Annotated in this window: 14 protein-coding genes; 10 read left to right on the top strand and 4 right to left on the bottom strand. The window is 68.6% G+C overall.

Annotation, left to right across the window (positions count from 1 at the left end):
- Positions 1-55 precede the first annotated feature (55 nt).
- The 7 genes from mtrA (at position 56) to ABZY89_RS21770 (ending at position 7,333) form a co-directional block, all read left to right on the top strand.
- The gene (mtrA, locus tag ABZY89_RS21800; RefSeq protein WP_160027305.1) at positions 56-763 is read left to right on the top strand and encodes an MtrAB system response regulator MtrA; all 708 of its coding nucleotides are present in this window, start codon (positions 56-58) and stop codon (positions 761-763) included.
- Positions 760-2,376: an MtrAB system histidine kinase MtrB gene (mtrB, locus tag ABZY89_RS21795; protein ID WP_355230553.1), complete on the top strand. Its 1,617-nt coding sequence runs from the start codon at positions 760-762 to the stop codon at positions 2,374-2,376. Before mtrA ends, mtrB begins: the two co-directional genes overlap by 4 nt.
- Entirely contained in the window at positions 2,373-4,091 is a 1,719-nt protein-coding gene (locus tag ABZY89_RS21790; RefSeq protein ID WP_355230552.1) for an LpqB family beta-propeller domain-containing protein, read from the top strand. Before mtrB ends, ABZY89_RS21790 begins: the two co-directional genes overlap by 4 nt.
- Before the next feature lie 73 nt (positions 4,092-4,164).
- Positions 4,165-4,935 carry a ComF family protein gene (locus ABZY89_RS21785; protein WP_355230550.1) on the top strand — a complete coding sequence of 257 codons (771 nt, stop codon included), beginning with the start codon at positions 4,165-4,167 and terminating at the stop codon, positions 4,933-4,935.
- Between the two features lie 391 nt (positions 4,936-5,326).
- Positions 5,327-5,968, top strand: a complete 642-nt coding sequence (gene raiA, locus ABZY89_RS21780) for a ribosome-associated translation inhibitor RaiA (protein WP_355230548.1) — start codon at positions 5,327-5,329, stop codon at positions 5,966-5,968.
- A gap of 114 nt (positions 5,969-6,082) precedes the next feature.
- A complete protein-coding gene (locus ABZY89_RS21775) occupies positions 6,083-6,763 on the top strand; it encodes a response regulator transcription factor (protein ID WP_045547972.1) in 681 nt (226 codons plus the stop codon).
- A gap of 99 nt (positions 6,764-6,862) precedes the next feature.
- Positions 6,863-7,333 carry a hemerythrin domain-containing protein gene (locus ABZY89_RS21770; RefSeq protein ID WP_355230547.1) on the top strand — a complete coding sequence of 157 codons (471 nt, stop codon included), beginning with the start codon at positions 6,863-6,865 and terminating at the stop codon, positions 7,331-7,333.
- A 14-nt stretch (positions 7,334-7,347) separates the two neighbouring features.
- On the opposite strand, the gene ABZY89_RS21765 is transcribed toward ABZY89_RS21770, so the two are convergent.
- The gene (locus ABZY89_RS21765) at positions 7,348-8,067 is read right to left on the bottom strand and encodes a nucleotidyltransferase domain-containing protein (protein ID WP_355230545.1); all 720 of its coding nucleotides are present in this window, start codon (positions 8,065-8,067) and stop codon (positions 7,348-7,350) included.
- Positions 8,068-8,129: 62 nt separating this feature from the next.
- On the opposite strand from ABZY89_RS21765, the gene ABZY89_RS21760 reads away from it, so the two are divergent.
- Entirely contained in the window at positions 8,130-9,347 is a 1,218-nt protein-coding gene (locus ABZY89_RS21760) for a crosslink repair DNA glycosylase YcaQ family protein (protein ID WP_355230544.1), read from the top strand.
- Between the two features lie 41 nt (positions 9,348-9,388).
- On the top strand, positions 9,389-10,096 hold the full coding sequence (locus ABZY89_RS21755) for an AraC family transcriptional regulator (RefSeq protein ID WP_355230543.1): 708 nt from the start codon (positions 9,389-9,391) through the stop codon (positions 10,094-10,096).
- Here the strand turns inward: ABZY89_RS21755 and ABZY89_RS21750 are convergent.
- Positions 10,081-10,650, bottom strand: a complete 570-nt coding sequence (locus ABZY89_RS21750; protein ID WP_355230541.1) for a dihydrofolate reductase family protein — start codon at positions 10,648-10,650, stop codon at positions 10,081-10,083. The two genes, ABZY89_RS21755 and ABZY89_RS21750, sit on opposite strands and share 16 nt — an antisense overlap.
- 215 nt (positions 10,651-10,865) lie before the next feature.
- Between ABZY89_RS21750 and secA the strand changes: the two genes are divergently transcribed.
- Positions 10,866-13,772 (top strand): preprotein translocase subunit SecA, encoded by a 2,907-nt coding sequence (gene secA, locus ABZY89_RS21745; protein ID WP_355230540.1) that lies wholly within the window; start codon positions 10,866-10,868, stop codon positions 13,770-13,772.
- Positions 13,773-13,836: 64 nt separating this feature from the next.
- Here secA and ABZY89_RS21740 read toward each other — a convergent pair whose 3' ends face one another.
- Both ABZY89_RS21740 and ABZY89_RS21735 read right to left on the bottom strand, forming a co-directional pair.
- Positions 13,837-14,379, bottom strand: a complete 543-nt coding sequence (locus tag ABZY89_RS21740; RefSeq protein WP_355230538.1) for an Rv3235 family protein — start codon at positions 14,377-14,379, stop codon at positions 13,837-13,839.
- A 110-nt stretch (positions 14,380-14,489) separates the two neighbouring features.
- Positions 14,490-14,819 carry a sec-independent translocase gene (locus ABZY89_RS21735; RefSeq protein WP_355021999.1) on the bottom strand — a complete coding sequence of 110 codons (330 nt, stop codon included), beginning with the start codon at positions 14,817-14,819 and terminating at the stop codon, positions 14,490-14,492.

The following is a 14,819-nucleotide window of genomic DNA, read 5'->3' as shown; positions in this document are numbered from 1 at the left end:
GTTGTGGGGTGGCTCATGTGACGCGTCGCACGCACTGGGTGACAGAATCGGACACATGGCCGATCGCAGCGCTCCCGACCAACCCGCCAAGGGAAAGGTCCTCGTCGTCGATGATGATGCCTCGCTGAGCGAGATGCTTGCGATCGTGCTGAGACAAGAGGGGTTCGACTCACAGCTCGTCGCTCGTGGTGACATGGCGCTGCCGGCGTTCCACGACTACAAGCCCGACGTGGTGCTGCTCGACCTGATGCTTCCCGGGATGGACGGCATCGAGGTGTGCAAGCAGATCCGCAAGGAGTCGGGTGTGCCGATCGTCATGCTCACCGCGAAGGGCGACACGGTGGACGTGGTGGTCGGGCTCGAGTCCGGGGCCGACGACTACGTGGTCAAGCCGTTCAAGCCCAAGGAGCTGATCGCCAGGATCCGGGCGCGGGTCCGCAGGCACGGCGACGCCGTGCCCGAGGTGCTGGAGATCGGCGACCTCACCATCGACGTGGCCGGCCACCAGGTGACCCGTGGCGAAGAGCAGATCCAGCTCACGCCGCTGGAGTTCGACCTGCTGGAGTGCCTGGCCCGCAAGCCCCACCAGGTCTTCTCCCGCGAGGTGCTGCTGGAGCAGGTGTGGGGCTACCGCCACGCCGCTGACACCCGGCTGGTCAACGTGCACGTCCAGCGGCTGCGCTCCAAGGTCGAGCACGACCCGGAGAACCCCGAGATCGTCGTCACCGTCCGCGGCGTCGGCTACAAGGCAGGGCCCGTGTGACACTCCAGCAGGTCGTCCGCACAGCATCCCGGACGCCCAAGAAGCTCCTGACCACCTGGCGCCGGTCGATCCAGACCCGCGTCGTGGTCTACACCGTGCTCCTCACCGCGGCCGCCGTCAGCCTGGTCGGGCTGATCCTGCTCGAGCAGATCGGCGACGAGCTGGTCCAGGACCGCGTCGCCGCGGCGAAGGCGGAGGCCTCCGAGGAACTCTCCGCGGCCCGCGCCAGCATCGCGGAGACCTCAGGCGCCAACGGCGGCACCCCGCTGCAGCGCAACGACCTGGGCGACCCGATCATCCAGCGCAGCGTCTCGCGCGGCTACGGCGTCGTCATGGCCGGTCCGGTGACCTCGACCTCCGGCCGGATCAGCGACGACGGTGTCGAGTGGACACCCGGTGTGGACGTACGCAGCGTCCCGCGCACCCTCGAGGACCGCTTCCAGACGATCCGCGCCGAGCCGGCCTGGACCTACACCCGGATTTCCTACGACGACGGCGAGCGGTCCACGACCCCCGGCATCGTGATCGGGTCGCAGCTGGAGCTGCACGACGACACGTACAACATCTACTTCCTCTTCCCGATGGACCAGGAGCAGGAGACGCTCGGCGTCATCACGCGCGGGCTGCTGGCCGCCGGCGCGATCCTGATCCTGTTGATCGGTGTCGGCAGCTGGATCGTGACCCGCCACGTCGTCACACCGATCCGGATCGCCCGCAGGACCGCCGAGCGGCTCGCCGCCGGCCGCCTCGAGGAGCGGATGGTCGTCCACGGCGAGGACGACCTCACCGGCCTGGCGCTCTCGTTCAACCAGATGGCCAGCGGGCTGCAGAACCAGATCCGGCAGCTCGAGCACCTCTCCCGGGTCCAGCGACGGTTCAGCTCCGACGTCTCCCACGAGCTGCGTACGCCGCTCACCACCGTCCGCATGGCCAGCGACGTCCTCTACGAGGCCAGGGACACCTTCGACGCCCCGACGGCCCGGGCCGCCGAGCTGCTGCAGACCGAGCTGGACCGGTTCGAGACCCTTCTGAGCGACCTGCTCGAGATCAGTCGCTTCGACGCCGGAGCGGCCGTGCTCGACCTCTACGACACCGACCTGACCGCTTTGGCCCACGCCGTCGTCGAGGCCTACACGCCGCTCGCCGACAAGCGTGACATCGAGCTGAAGGTCGTCGCTCCGAGCCATCCGTGCATCGCCCAGGTCGACCATCGCCGGGTCGAGCGGATCGTACGCAACCTGGTGGCCAACGCCACCGACCATGCTCTGGTGGGGCAGACCGTCACCATCCGGATCGACAGCGACGAGCACGCGGCGGCGCTGACCGTGCGCGACCACGGTGTCGGGCTGGCCCCGGGGGAGACCGCCCTCGTCTTCAACCGGTTCTGGCGTGCCGACCCCGCCCGGGACCGTTCCAGCGGCGGCACCGGCCTGGGCCTGTCGATCTCGCTCGAGGACGCCCATCTCCACGGAGGCTGGCTGCAGGCCTGGGGCCGCCCGGACCAGGGTGCGCAGTTCCGGCTCACGCTTCCGCGCTATGCCGGCGCGGCGCTCAGGCACAGCCCGCTCCCGCTCGTCCCGGCGGACGCCCGCGACACCGTGGAGGCATCGTGAGACCCGTCTTCGCCGTCTTCCTGGCCGCGCTCGCGCTCCTCGTCTCGGCATGCTCGGGCGTGCCCGACTCCGGCCCCGTCCAGAGCGTCGACCTGGCCGCGCCGGACGCGCAGGAGGAGGTCATCCCCTACAACCCCGGCGCCCCGCGCGCGGGAGCGTCCCCGGGCGAGATCGTCGACGGGTTCCTCGACGCGATGAAGGCCACCCCGATGAGCACGGCCTATGCCCGCCGCTACCTGACCAAGGACGCGGCGATGAACTGGGCACCGGCCGGCCGCACGCTGGTCTACGGCGAGCTCGGCAGCCACGTCAGCTCCTCGCCGCGGGTGTCGGTGGAGCTGGAGGACGCCGGCTGGCTCGACGACCGGGGCGTGTGGCGCGGCAAGCTGGCCGCCTCGCAGGCGATCCTCGACTTCGAGCTGACCCGCGCCGAGGGCGAGTGGCGGATCAGCTCGGCGCCCAACGCTCTGGTGGTCGAGGAGGACTGGTTCCTGACCCACTTCGCCCGCAGCAACCTCTACTACGTCGAACCGACCGGCCACACCCTGGTGCCGGAGCCGATCTTCGCCCCCAAGGGCACCTCCTACGCCACCACCCTGGTCTCCAGCCTGCTGAGCGGCCCGGGGGAGGAGGCGCAGGGCGTGATCCGCAGCGCGCTCCCGCCCGAGGCGGACGAGCCCCGCTCGGTGGACGTACGCGACGGGGTGGCCGAGGTCGACCTCGCCGGCGACCTGGACGACCACAGTTCCGAGGACCTCCAGCTCATGGGCGCCCAGCTGGCCTGGACCCTGCGGCAGGACGCCAGCGTGGAGCGCATCCGGCTCACGATCGACGGCGAACCGGTGGTGCTGCCGGGCTACGGGGAGACGTTCGACGTCGACAGCGGAGGCGGCTACGACCCCAACGGCAACACCGCGAGAGTCGACCTCTACGCGCTCCGTGGCGGAGCGCTGGTGACCAGCACCGGCGAGAACGGCGACCCGTGGGTGCCGGTGCTCGGCGCCTGGGCGAAGTCCCACGGCGTCACCGATGTCGCCGTCGACGCCGACGGATCGACCGCCGCCGCGATCACCGCCGACCGCACCGGCGTCGTCGTCGGCCAGCTGACCAGCGACGGCGAGCTGACCAGGGCTCCGGTGAAGGGCACGCGCCTGCTGAGGCCCTCCTGGGACCTTGCCGGCCGGCTGTGGCTGGTCGACAAGGACTCGACCGGCGCCCGGGTGATGTACGTCGACGGCGACCGCCGCGTCCGCGTCGCGGTGCCCGGCGTGACGGGGGAGAACGTGACCCGGTTCCTGGTCTCCCGCGACGGCACCCGGTTCGTGGCGGTGATCGACGGCGAGTCCTCGGACCGGATCGTGGTCAGCCGCCTGCGGGCCAGCTCGAAGGGCGAGATCACCACCGCGACGTCGGCCGTCCTGCTGCCGCACCCGGACTCCGCGACGATGCGGGTCACCGACATCGCCTGGACCTCGCCGACCACCATCGTCGCGGTCCAGCAGATCAGCTCGACCGCGCTCTTCCAGTCGGTCTCGCTCGACGGCGCCCCCAGCGGCGAGCGCTACACGCTCAGCGACCGGGTCACCGGCGTCGTCGGCTCCCCGGTGGCCTCGGCCCGCCTCTACGCGATCTCGGGCTGGACCCTCCTCGATCCCCTCGACAGGTTCGACCTGGGCCTACCCTCCGACCTCTCCGACGTCACCTACCAGGGCTGAGTCTCCACAGCCTTATCCACAGGTACGCCGCCCCTGGTTGCCCCGTGGCACGCACCCTGGTCGACTCGGGCCCATGGGCTTCGCAGTGCTTGATCGTCTCGGGCTTCGCTTCGCTGCGCTTGATCGTCTCGGGCTCCGCTTCGACTTTGCCGACGCGTGGCACGACCTCGTCGTCGGCGGCCGCTGCGTCGGCTGCCGACGACCCGGCAGGCTGCTCTGCCACGACTGCCGGGCCGACCTCCCGGACACGGCCCGGCCGAGCCCGCCGAGCCCGGCGCCGACGGGGATCGCCCCGGTCTTCGCGGCAGGGCCCTACGACGGCACGCTGAAGCAGCTCGTCATCGGTCTCAAGGAACACCAGCTCCTCGGCCTCCGCGTGCCTCTGGCCGGCCTGCTCGCGCTCTCCGTCCTCGAGGCGATGGCGACGACCGGTGCCGGCCCGACCGTCCTCGTCCCGGTCCCGTCACGCCCGGCCTCCGTGCGCGAGCGCGGCCTCGACAGCACCGCGGCGATCACACGCGGGGCAGCCGCGATGCTGAGGCGGCACGGGCTCGGCGTACGCCATCACCAGCTGCTCCGCACCAGACCGGGCGTCGCGGACCAGGCCGGCCTCGACTCCCGGCAGCGACAGGCCAACCTCGACGGTTCGATCACCTGTCCTGCGTCCGGCATCCGGACACTTGCCAGGAAGATCCCGCGAGCGACGCTCATCGTCTGCGACGACGTGATCACCACCGGCGCGACCGCGCGGGAGGCTCAACGAGCGCTGGAATCGGTCGGTCTCGGCGTGAAAGCGATCGCGACCGTAGCGGCCACCCAGCGTCGGTCTCGCGTTCAAATGTAGGAAACCGTCATGTAATTCTGTTGAAGGGCTTTCGTGGCGCAGATCGGCGAACTACCGTCACTACATGGAGTCCGCCTGGGTCCGTGGTTGCGTCGCAGAGAGGTCCGCATTGCGGGCATCCGAGCGGCAAGCCGATGCCAGTCGCAGGCGAAACGGTCCACGTAACCCTGGAGACAGGGGATCACGGTGCGGCTTAGAGATAAGTCCTGCCCTTGCCCTCCCGTCAGATACGGGAACCAGCAAGGAGAAGGTGGAGTGGCATCAAGCTGCTAAGCCTCAGCAGGCGATTGTGGGGTCGAAGACCAGGTCGGCCGGGCGGACTCCGTACCCCGGAGGTCACATGCGCTGACTGTCCGGGATCCCGCCAACCCCGAAACACCGGGAGGTACCGATGGAAGTTGTCGTCACGGCTCGCAACGCCGAGGTCTCAGACCGCTATCGCGCTCACGTAGCAGAGAAGCTCGCGAAGCTCGAGAAGCACGACCACCGCATCATCAGGATCAACGTGGAGGTCGACAACGAGCCCAACCCGCGCCAGCACAAGGGCGCCGTACACGTCGAGCTCACCGCATACTCGAAGGGTCCGGTCATCCGGGCCGAGGCGTGTGCCGAGGACAAGATGGGGGCGCTGGACCTGGCTGTCGACAAGATGGCTTCGCAGATGCGCCGGGCCGCCGACCGCCGCAGAGTCCACCGCGGCCGTCGTACGCCGGTATCCGTCGGACAGGCACTCGCGGGCATCGAGCCCGACGGCCTGGCCAGGACGTCCGAGTCGGAGCAGCTCGAGGAGGAGACCGTACGCGAGCACCAGGTCGGTCCGATCACGGTGACGGGGGAGGGGCCCTTGGTGGTCCGGGAGAAGACGCACACCGCGGAGCCGATGACGCTCGACCAGGCCCTCTACGAGATGGAGCTGGTCGGACACGACTTCTACCTCTACATCGACAAGGACTCGATGCGGCCGGCGGTCGTCTACCGTCGGCGGGGATACGACTACGGGGTGATCGCGCTCAACCGCGCAGACCTCGTCTGACGGCTGTGACGAGCAACCGCTCGTAAGCACGTCGGCCGGGACTTATCCATCCCTCAGGTGGATGAGTCCCGGCCATTCTCTTTGTCATCATCAGTTACGTGCCATGATGCATTCGTGTCATCTACATCTGGTGCCGATCGTGAGCCGGTCCGCGTCTTGGTTGTCGACGACCAGGAACTCTTCCGAAGGGGCCTGGTCGCGCTGCTGGCGAGCGAGCCCGGCATCGAGGTCATCGGAGAGGCGACCAACGGCATCGAAGGCACCGAGCGCGCCGCGGCTTCCGCTCCTGACGTCGTGCTGCTGGACGTACGCATGCCGAAGCAGACCGGACTGGAGGCCTGCGTCGCCATCAAGGAGGCCGTCCCCTCGGCCAACATCATCATGCTGACCGTCTCCGACGAGGAGGCCGACCTCTACGACGCGGTCAAGGCCGGTGCCATGGGCTACCTCCTCAAGGACTCCTCGATCGACCAGGTCGCCCAGGCGATCCGGGTCGTCGCCGACGGCCAGTCGCTGATCAGCCCCTCCATGGCGGTCAAGCTGATGGAGGAGTTCAAGCAGATGTCCCGGCCGGACCGCTCCCCGGTCCCCGGTCCCAAGCTCACCGACCGCGAGCTCGAGGTCCTCGGCCTGGTCGCCAAGGGCCTCAACAACCGCGAGATCGCCAAGCGGCTGTTCATCTCGGAGAACACGGTCAAGAACCACGTACGCAACATCCTGGAGAAGCTCCAGGCCCACTCGCGCATGGAGGCGGTCATGTACGCCGTGCGCCAGAAGCTCCTCAACGTGGACTAGGCTGACGCCAGCGTCGCGTGTCGGTGGCAGACCGTGTCAGGCATGGAGGCGCCGGAATCGAAGGAGCACGACTGATGTTGTCGTCCCCTTCGCCCTCACGTGACTGAGGGCGAGAAGACCAGGCTGATCGCCTGGAGCAACGAGATGCGCGACGTGCACGAGCGTCTGCGCAAGGCCCTGCGGGTGGCGCAGGAGGCCATCGCCGCGGGAGATCCCGCCGAGCCGGCGGCTCGTGACCTGCTGCTGTTCTGTCATGGGTTCTGTGCGGCCCTGACCGGCCATCACGAGGGCGAGGACCGGGAGCTCTTCCCGGCGATCGCCCGGTCGCACCCGGAGCTGCGCGAGACGATCCGCTATCTCGAGCAGGACCACTCCATGATCGGCCACCTCCTCGGCGGCCTCCAGGCCGCCGTCGATCGGGCCGCAACCCCCGAAGACCTCGGGAAGCACCTCGAGGGCATCGCCGCGATCATGGAGTCCCACTTCCGCTTCGAGGAGCGCAAGCTGCTGAGCGTGCTCGACACCTTGAGGCTCGATGCGGACGTCGGCGAGGTCTTCGGCCCGCTGTGAAAGAAATTTTTCTTTCACCGGCCGAGCGCTGCGACCGTTCGGCGGGCATCGTTCCAGGCGATCCACGCCGTACGCAGGCGGGGCAGCGGCGCCGGGTCACCCCGGCGCCGTGCCCGGAGCCGGTCACGTAGCCACGCCGGTGCGTCGACCTCCTCGATCGCTGCCGTCTTGGTGAGCAGCCGGCCCTGGTCGGCCGCGTGACGGCCTCGGGCCATCGCGGTCAGGCTCAGCTCTGCGATCTCGGGCTCGAGGACCCACCAGGTGGGATGTCTGACCGCCCGCGCCCAGTAGCCGCATACCTCGCTGCGCGCGGCTTCGCGGATGTCCTCCTCGCTGGCGGGTGGGAACGCCGTCCGCACGTCGTCGCCGAACACCGTCTGGCCGTGGACGGCCAGCTCGACGCGGGGGATCGTGGTCAGCGGCCGGTGCACCAGCCGGCCGTGGGTCCACGTCGGGTGCGGCGCCTCGTGCTCATGTCGCCGGTCCAAGGCGACATAGGCACAGCCGAGATCGGCGCCCGCCGCGACACCGGCGTCGAGGTCACTGTGGATGGACGAGATCAGGTCCGTGTCCGGCGGCCCGTCGGTGAGCGCGACCAGGTCCAGGTCGCTCACGCCCGGGACGTAGTCGCCGGTGGCGAGGGATCCCGCGACGTACAGGCCGGATACCCAGGACAGGGTCGCGAGCCGGTCGGCAAGAGCTGCGATCGCGGGGTGGCTTGCAGGGGCTCCCATCGTTCGCACCGTACCCCGATTCAGGTCGGCGAACGTCCGGAACCGGCTCTAGAGTCGGACTCGTGCCCCGCTCTCAGACACTCAGCCGCTCCCAGGCCCGCCGGATCGCGCTGGCGGCGCAGGGGTTCGCCGACAAGCCCCACACGACGCCGACGATGCGTACGTTCCAGCGCACGCTCGAGCGCACCGGAGTCCTCCAGGTCGACTCGGTCAACGTCCTGCAGCGCGCGCACTACATGCCGCTCTACAGCCGGATGGGGGCGTACGACACCGGGCTCCTGCACCGCGCCAGCAAGGGGCTCGAGGACCGCCGGATGGTCGAGTACTGGGCCCACGTGCAGGCGTTCATGCCGGTCGAGCTGTGGCCGCACATGCAATGGCGGATGGACCACTACCGCGCCCAGAAGGGCTCGAAGTGGTGGGGGAGCGTGCCGGACGGGATGAAGGAGAAGGTGCTGGCGCTGGTGGCCGAGCAGGGAGCGCTCACCGCGCGCGAGGCGGCAAAGGTGCTCGACGACGCCGGCCCGCAGACCAAGGACCACTGGGGCTGGAACTGGTCCGACTCGCGCAAGACCCTCGACATCCTCTACATGTTCGGCGAGCTGGCGATCTCGCACCGCAACGACCAGTTCGAGGTCGCCTACGACCTGCCCGAGCGCGTCATCCCGCGGATCCACCTGGACGCGCCGACGCCGTCGAAGGAGGAGGCCCACCTCGAGCTCGTACGCCGCGCCACCCGGTCCCACGGGGTCGGCACCGCCAAGGACATCGCCGACTACTTCCGGATGCGCGTCGACGACACGACACGCGCGCTCAACCAGCTCATCGACGCCGGCGAGGTGGAGCCGGTCGCGGTCCAGGGCATCCGCAAGCAGGCGTACCTCTTCTCGGGGTCCCGCCTCCCGCGGCGCGTCGAGGCCCGCGCGCTGCTGAGCCCGTTCGACCCGCTCGTCTGGGAGCGGGAGCGCACCGAGGCGCTCTTCGACTTCTTCTACCGGATCGAGATCTACACGCCGGCGCACAAGCGGATCCACGGTTACTACGTGCTGCCGTTCCTCCTCGGCGAGCACATCGTCGGCCGCGTCGACCTGAAGGCCGACCGCAAGAGCGGAACGCTCCAGGTCAAGGGCGCTTATACGGAGGAGGGCGCGCCCGTGGAGACGGCCATCGAGCTGGCGGCCGAGCTCGAGCGGCTCGCCGGATGGCTCGGCCTGAGTGCCATCGAGGTCGAACCCAAGGGCGACCTCGCGCCGGCCCTGGTCACGGAGATCGTCCGCTGAAGGCGGCGACCGGATCCTGCTCGGGGGATTAGTCTGCGGGCATGTCGTTGCGGTTCACCACGCGGGAGTCCGAGTCGCCATGGGTCGACTCGGTGTGGACCTGCGAGAGCGACGGCGTCGAGACGATGACCTCGGTGGCCGCCAGCCGATGGGGGCTGGTCTTCTGGGAGCAGAACGGCGAGACGTACGCCTCGGTCACCGGCCCTGAGACGGCCACCGGTCGTGCTCCGGTGCCTGAGGGAGCCAGGTTCGTCGGCATCGAGTTCGCCCACGCGACGACGTTGCGGACCATGCCGACGAGCGGGCTCGTCAACGGCGGGATACTGCTCCCCGATGTGACGGCCAGACGGTTCCGTCTCGACGGCAGCTACTGCGAGACTCCGCAGCCGGACGACGCCGAGGCTCTGGTCGACCGGCTCGTACGCGACGGGGTGATCCTTCGCGACCCGCTGGTCGCCGGGGTTCTGCGCGGTGACCGGGCCGGTGTCTCCGACCGCACCGTGGAGCGCAGGTTCCGCGCGGCTACCGGTCTGTCCCGCGGAGCGCTCCACCAGATCGACCGCGCCCGTGAGGCGGCGACGTTGCTTGCCACCGGTGCGATCACCGCCGACGTCGTCGTCAAGCTCGACTACTTCGACGAGCCGCATCTTGCCCGGGCTCTGCGGCGCTATGTCGGCCGGACGGCGGGGCAGCTGCGCGAAGGCTCCGGCGGAGCCATCGCGCTCGATCTCCCTCAGCCGACGGTGTAGACCAGCTTCACGACGCCGTTCGCGTAGGTCTCGCTGTCGGCGAGCGTCAGCTGCTGCTTGTCACGGTCGGCGTCGCTGAACGGACTCCGGCCCGCGCCGAGGAGCACGGGGAACATCAGCAGGTGGTAGCGGTCGACCAGGTTCGCGTCGGAGAGCCGCCGTGCGAGCTCGAGGCTGCCGTGGATGTAGAGCGACCCGCCATCTTCCTTCTTCAGAGCCGCGACCTCGTCGACCGTACGCAGGATCGCCGTCGGCCCCCAGCCGTCCAGGAGGTCGTCCTCCTCGAGCGACGTCGACACGACGTACTTCGGCAGGTCGCGGTAGACCGCGTGGTCCTCTGAGTCGCGCCAGACCGGCGCGAAGATCTCGTAGCTGTTGCGCCCGAGCAGCAGGGCGGAGGTGTCCGCCATCTCCTCGCCCTTGAGGGCGAACGCCTCGGGCAGGAACTCCGTGGCCATCACCCAGCCCCCGCTGCGGTGCCCCTCCGCTTCGCTGCCGGGGGAGTCGGCCACGCCGTCCAGCGATACGAACCCGGTCCAGACGATGTCGCGCATGTGCTTCTCCTCGTGTGTTCTCTGCCTCTGAGCAAGCACCAACCTAGGGACGTACGGGCCACGCGTCTTGTACAAAACCGACAGACCCGATCCGGCATCCGGGCAAGCGACCAGACATCGAGATCAGGTCGTTGTGGTCGTCGCCGTACGGTGACGACCGGCAGGTGGGTAGAGTGAGCGTGCTATCTGTCTGCCGCTAGTAGGAGCCCGCCACCGTGGCAATTCTCGACAAGATCCTTCGCCTCGGCGAAGGCAAGATCCTTCGCGAGCTCGAGGCCATCTCGAAGGCCGTCAACGCGATCGAGGACGAGTTCGTCGCGATGAGCGATGACGAGCTGCGCGGGATGACCGACGAGTTCAAGCAACGCCTGGAGAACGGCGAGGATCTCGACGACATCATGGCCGAGGCCTTCGCCACGGTCCGCGAGGTCACCAAGCGCGTCCTGGGCCAGCGTCACTACGACGTGCAGATCCAGGGCGGCGCGGCGCTCCACCTCGGCAACATCGCCGAGATGAAGACCGGTGAGGGCAAGACCCAGACCGCGGTGCTCCCGGCCTACCTCAACGCGTTGGCCGGCAAGGGCGTCCACGTCGTCACGGTCAACGACTACCTGGCCAAGTTCCAGGCCGAGATGATGGGCCGCATCTACGGCTTCCTCGGCCTCACCGTCGGCGTGATCCTGCCGCAGATGACCCCGGCGCAGCGCCGCGAGGCCTACAACTGCGACATCACCTACGGCACCAACAACGAGCTCGGCTTCGACTACCTGCGCGACAACATGGCCTCCTCCATGGCCGACCTGGTTCAGCGCAGCCACTTCTTCGCGATCGTCGACGAGGTCGACTCGATCCTGATCGACGAGGCCCGAACCCCGCTGATCATCTCGGGCCCGACCGAGGACGACGTGAAGTGGTACGACGAGTTCGCCACGATCGCCAAGACGCTGACCAAGGACGTCGACTACGAGGTCGACGAGAAGAAGCGCACCATCGCCGTTCTCGAGCGGGGCATCACCCGGGTCGAGGACCACCTCGGCATCGAGAACCTCTACGAGGCGGTCAACACCCCGCTGATCTCGTTCATGAACAACTCGATCAAGGCCAAGGAGCTCTTCCGCCGCGACAAGGAGTACGTCGTCGCCAACGACGAGGTCCTGATCGTCGACGAGCACACCGGCCGCATGCTCGCCGGTCGCCGCTACAACGACGGCCTGCACCAGGCGATCGAGGCCAAGGAGGGTGTGAAGGTCCGCGAGGAGTACCAGACCCTGGCGAGCATCACCCTGCAGAACTACTTCCGCCTCTACGAGAAGCTCTCCGGCATGACCGGTACGGCGATGACCGAGGAGTCGGAGTTCGACAAGATCTACAAGCTCGGCGTGGTCCCGATCCCGACCAACAAGCCGATGATCCGCAAGGACCAGCCCGACCTCGTCTACCGCACCGAGGAGGCGAAGTACGAGGCCGTCGCCGACGACCTGGTCGAGCGCCACAAGAAGGGCCAGCCGGTGCTGGTCGGCACCGTCTCGGTGGAGAAGTCCGAATACCTCGGCAACATCCTCAAGAAGCGCGGTGTCCCGCACACCGTCCTCAACGCGAAGTACCACGCCGACGAGGCCAAGATCGTCGCGCTGGCCGGCCACAAGGGCGCCGTCACGGTCGCCACCAACATGGCCGGTCGAGGCACCGACATCATGCTCGGTGGGTCCGTCGACTTCCTGGCCGACCAGGAGCTCCGCAAGCAGGGCCTGGAGCCCACCGGCGAGACCGCCGATGCGTACGAGCAGGCCTGGGCGCCGACCGTCGAGCGGATCAAGGCGCAGGTCGCCGCAGAGCACGAGGAGGTCACCGAGCTGGGTGGTCTCTACGTCCTCGGTACCGAGCGCCACGAGTCCCGCCGCATCGACAACCAGCTGCGTGGTCGTTCCGGCCGTCAGGGTGACCCGGGCGAGTCCCGCTTCTACCTGTCGCTGGAGGACGACCTGATGCGCCTGTTCAAGGGCGAGTGGGTCGACCGCATCCTGACCACGCTGAAGATCCCCGACGACGTGCCGATCGAGGCCAAGTCGGTGACCAAGTCGATCGCCAACGCGCAGACCCAGGTCGAGGGCCAGAACTTCGAGTCCCGCAAGAACGTCCTCAAGTACGACGACGTCATGGACCGCCAGCGCAAGGTGATCTACGCCGAGCGCCGCGAGGTGCTCGAGGGCGCTGACCTCGAGGACCAGATCCGCACCTTCATCGACGACGTCGTCACCGGCGTCGTCACCGGCGCGACCCAGGACTACGCCGAGGAGTGGGACCTCGACCAGCTGTGGACCGACCTCAAGCAGATGTGGCCGGTCTCGGTCGAGCCCGAGAAGCTGATCGCGGACGCCGGTGGCAGCAAGGACGACCTCGACCGCAACGAGCTGATCGAGATCCTCAAGAAGGACGCCCAGGAGGCGTACGACCGCCGCGAGGAGGAGATCGGCTCCGAGGGCATGCGCGAGGTCGAGCGCCAGGTCGTCCTCTCGGTGCTGGACCGCAAGTGGCGCGAGCACCTCTACGAGATGGACTACCTGCGTGAGGGCATCGGCCTGCGGGCCTACTCGCAGCGTGACCCGCTGGTGGAGTACCAGCGCGAGGGCTACGACATGTTCACCGCGATGATGGACGGCATCAAGGAAGCCGCGGTCGGCTACCTGTTCAACCTGGAGGTCCAGGTCGAGCAGGCGGAGCCGGAGTTCCACTACCACCCCGACGGCACCCGTCACGCCGGTCCGATGCACGAGGGCGCGCTCGCCGAGCCGCCCGTCGGTGTCGGTCAGGCCGGCGGTCTCCAGGACATCTCCGAGGCCCTGAAGGCACAGCCGGCCGCCGCTCCCGTGAGCAGCCCCGGCGCGCCCCAGATCCACGCCAAGGGCCTGCAGAAGCCTGCCACCCCCAAGCACTTGGCCTTCTCCGGCCCGGACGAGCAGGGTCAGGCCGAGGCGCAGGGCAACACCGTCAGCAACGCCGACGACCCCTACGCCAAGGTCGGCCGCAACGAGCAGTGCCCGTGCGGCTCCGGCAAGAAGTTCAAGCAGTGCCACGGCCGCCCCGGCGGCCCGACCGGCCTCACCACTCGCGTCAACGGCTGAGGCCCCTCAGCGCACAACCCGTGGAGCGCTGTACGTACCCAGGTACGTACAGCGCTCCACGGGTTCATGTGTACGGCCCGAAGTTGAGGACCGTGCAGATCCAGTTCTCGCTGCTCTGCTCGAAGCGGAGGGCCATCGCACGGTAGCCGTGGCCGTACTTGATCGTGGCGGTGGCCTCGACGATGGTGTCGGTGACGACGTGAAGGTGCCACCGATAGACGCGGGGACGGACCGGCTGGTGGCGGCCCAGGCCGGGCTCGTACGCCCCGCTACGGGCGGTCAGAGCGGCGCGGTAGCGCAGGTCGGCGACGACCTCCTTGGTGGTCCAGCGGACCAGCTGGCTCGCCGGACGGTCCCCGCCGACGACCTCGGCGATCTTCTGGGCGAACTGTGGGATCCACGCGTTCAGATGGCCGCGGGCGGGGACGATAGGGATCGGCTCGGCCAGCAGGGCGTCATCCTGCCCGCTCCGGTCCGGCTGCGGCGGGTCCAGGCGTGGCTGTAGGTCGAAGGCGAGCGTGCCCTGGACATCGGCCAGAGGCACCTCGGCAGGGCGTTGCGGATCCGGCTCCGCAGGATCAGGGTCCCGAGATGGTAGAGCGCTCATGGGCGCAAACTCCTTTCTACGCAGGCAACCTTCTCTTACCCGTTATTCGTCGTTCTAAACCGGCGAGTAACAGAAGGTTCTGCTGTGACAAAGGAGACTGGAGGGACGGGCTACGTTGCCTGGTCGTCGTAGGGCGGCTTCTCACCGGCCAGAAGAGGCCTCGGCGCCTTGGCGCGCGCCTCTTCCTCCTCGATGTCGGCGAGAGCTTCCTGGATCTGTCTGCTGACGATGCGACGCGGGTCGAGGTCGCGCAGCTCGAGGTCCTGGTAGGCGGGCCCGAGCTCTCCGCGCAGATCGTCTCGCGCGTTGTTGGCCAGGTTGCGCACCTGGTGGAGGAGGCGGGCGATCTGCCGTGCCATGTCGGGGATCTTGTCCGGCCCGAAGACCAGGATGGCGATCACGACGATGACGGCAAGCTCCGCGAAGCCGATGCCGAACAC

This window comes from Nocardioides sp. NPDC006303 (assembly GCF_040613175.1).
Taxonomy (GTDB): Bacteria; Actinomycetota; Actinomycetes; order Propionibacteriales; family Nocardioidaceae; genus Nocardioides.
The sequence above is the reverse complement of the archived record's forward strand: the minus strand, read 5'-3'. Positions and strand labels throughout refer to the sequence as shown.

Coding starts and splice junctions, on each gene's coding strand:
- ABZY89_RS21740 (WP_355230538.1), bottom strand. CDS start 14,379: ATGAGCGCTCTACCATCTCGGGACCCTGATCCTGCGGAGCCGGATCCG.
- mtrA (WP_160027305.1), top strand. CDS start 56: ATGGCCGATCGCAGCGCTCCCGACCAACCCGCCAAGGGAAAGGTCCTC.
- ABZY89_RS21755 (WP_355230543.1), top strand. CDS start 9,389: ATGTCGTTGCGGTTCACCACGCGGGAGTCCGAGTCGCCATGGGTCGAC.
- raiA (WP_355230548.1), top strand. CDS start 5,327: ATGGAAGTTGTCGTCACGGCTCGCAACGCCGAGGTCTCAGACCGCTAT.
- ABZY89_RS21785 (WP_355230550.1), top strand. CDS start 4,165: ATGGGCTTCGCAGTGCTTGATCGTCTCGGGCTTCGCTTCGCTGCGCTT.
- ABZY89_RS21750 (WP_355230541.1), bottom strand. CDS start 10,650: ATGCGCGACATCGTCTGGACCGGGTTCGTATCGCTGGACGGCGTGGCC.
- ABZY89_RS21765 (WP_355230545.1), bottom strand. CDS start 8,067: ATGGGAGCCCCTGCAAGCCACCCCGCGATCGCAGCTCTTGCCGACCGG.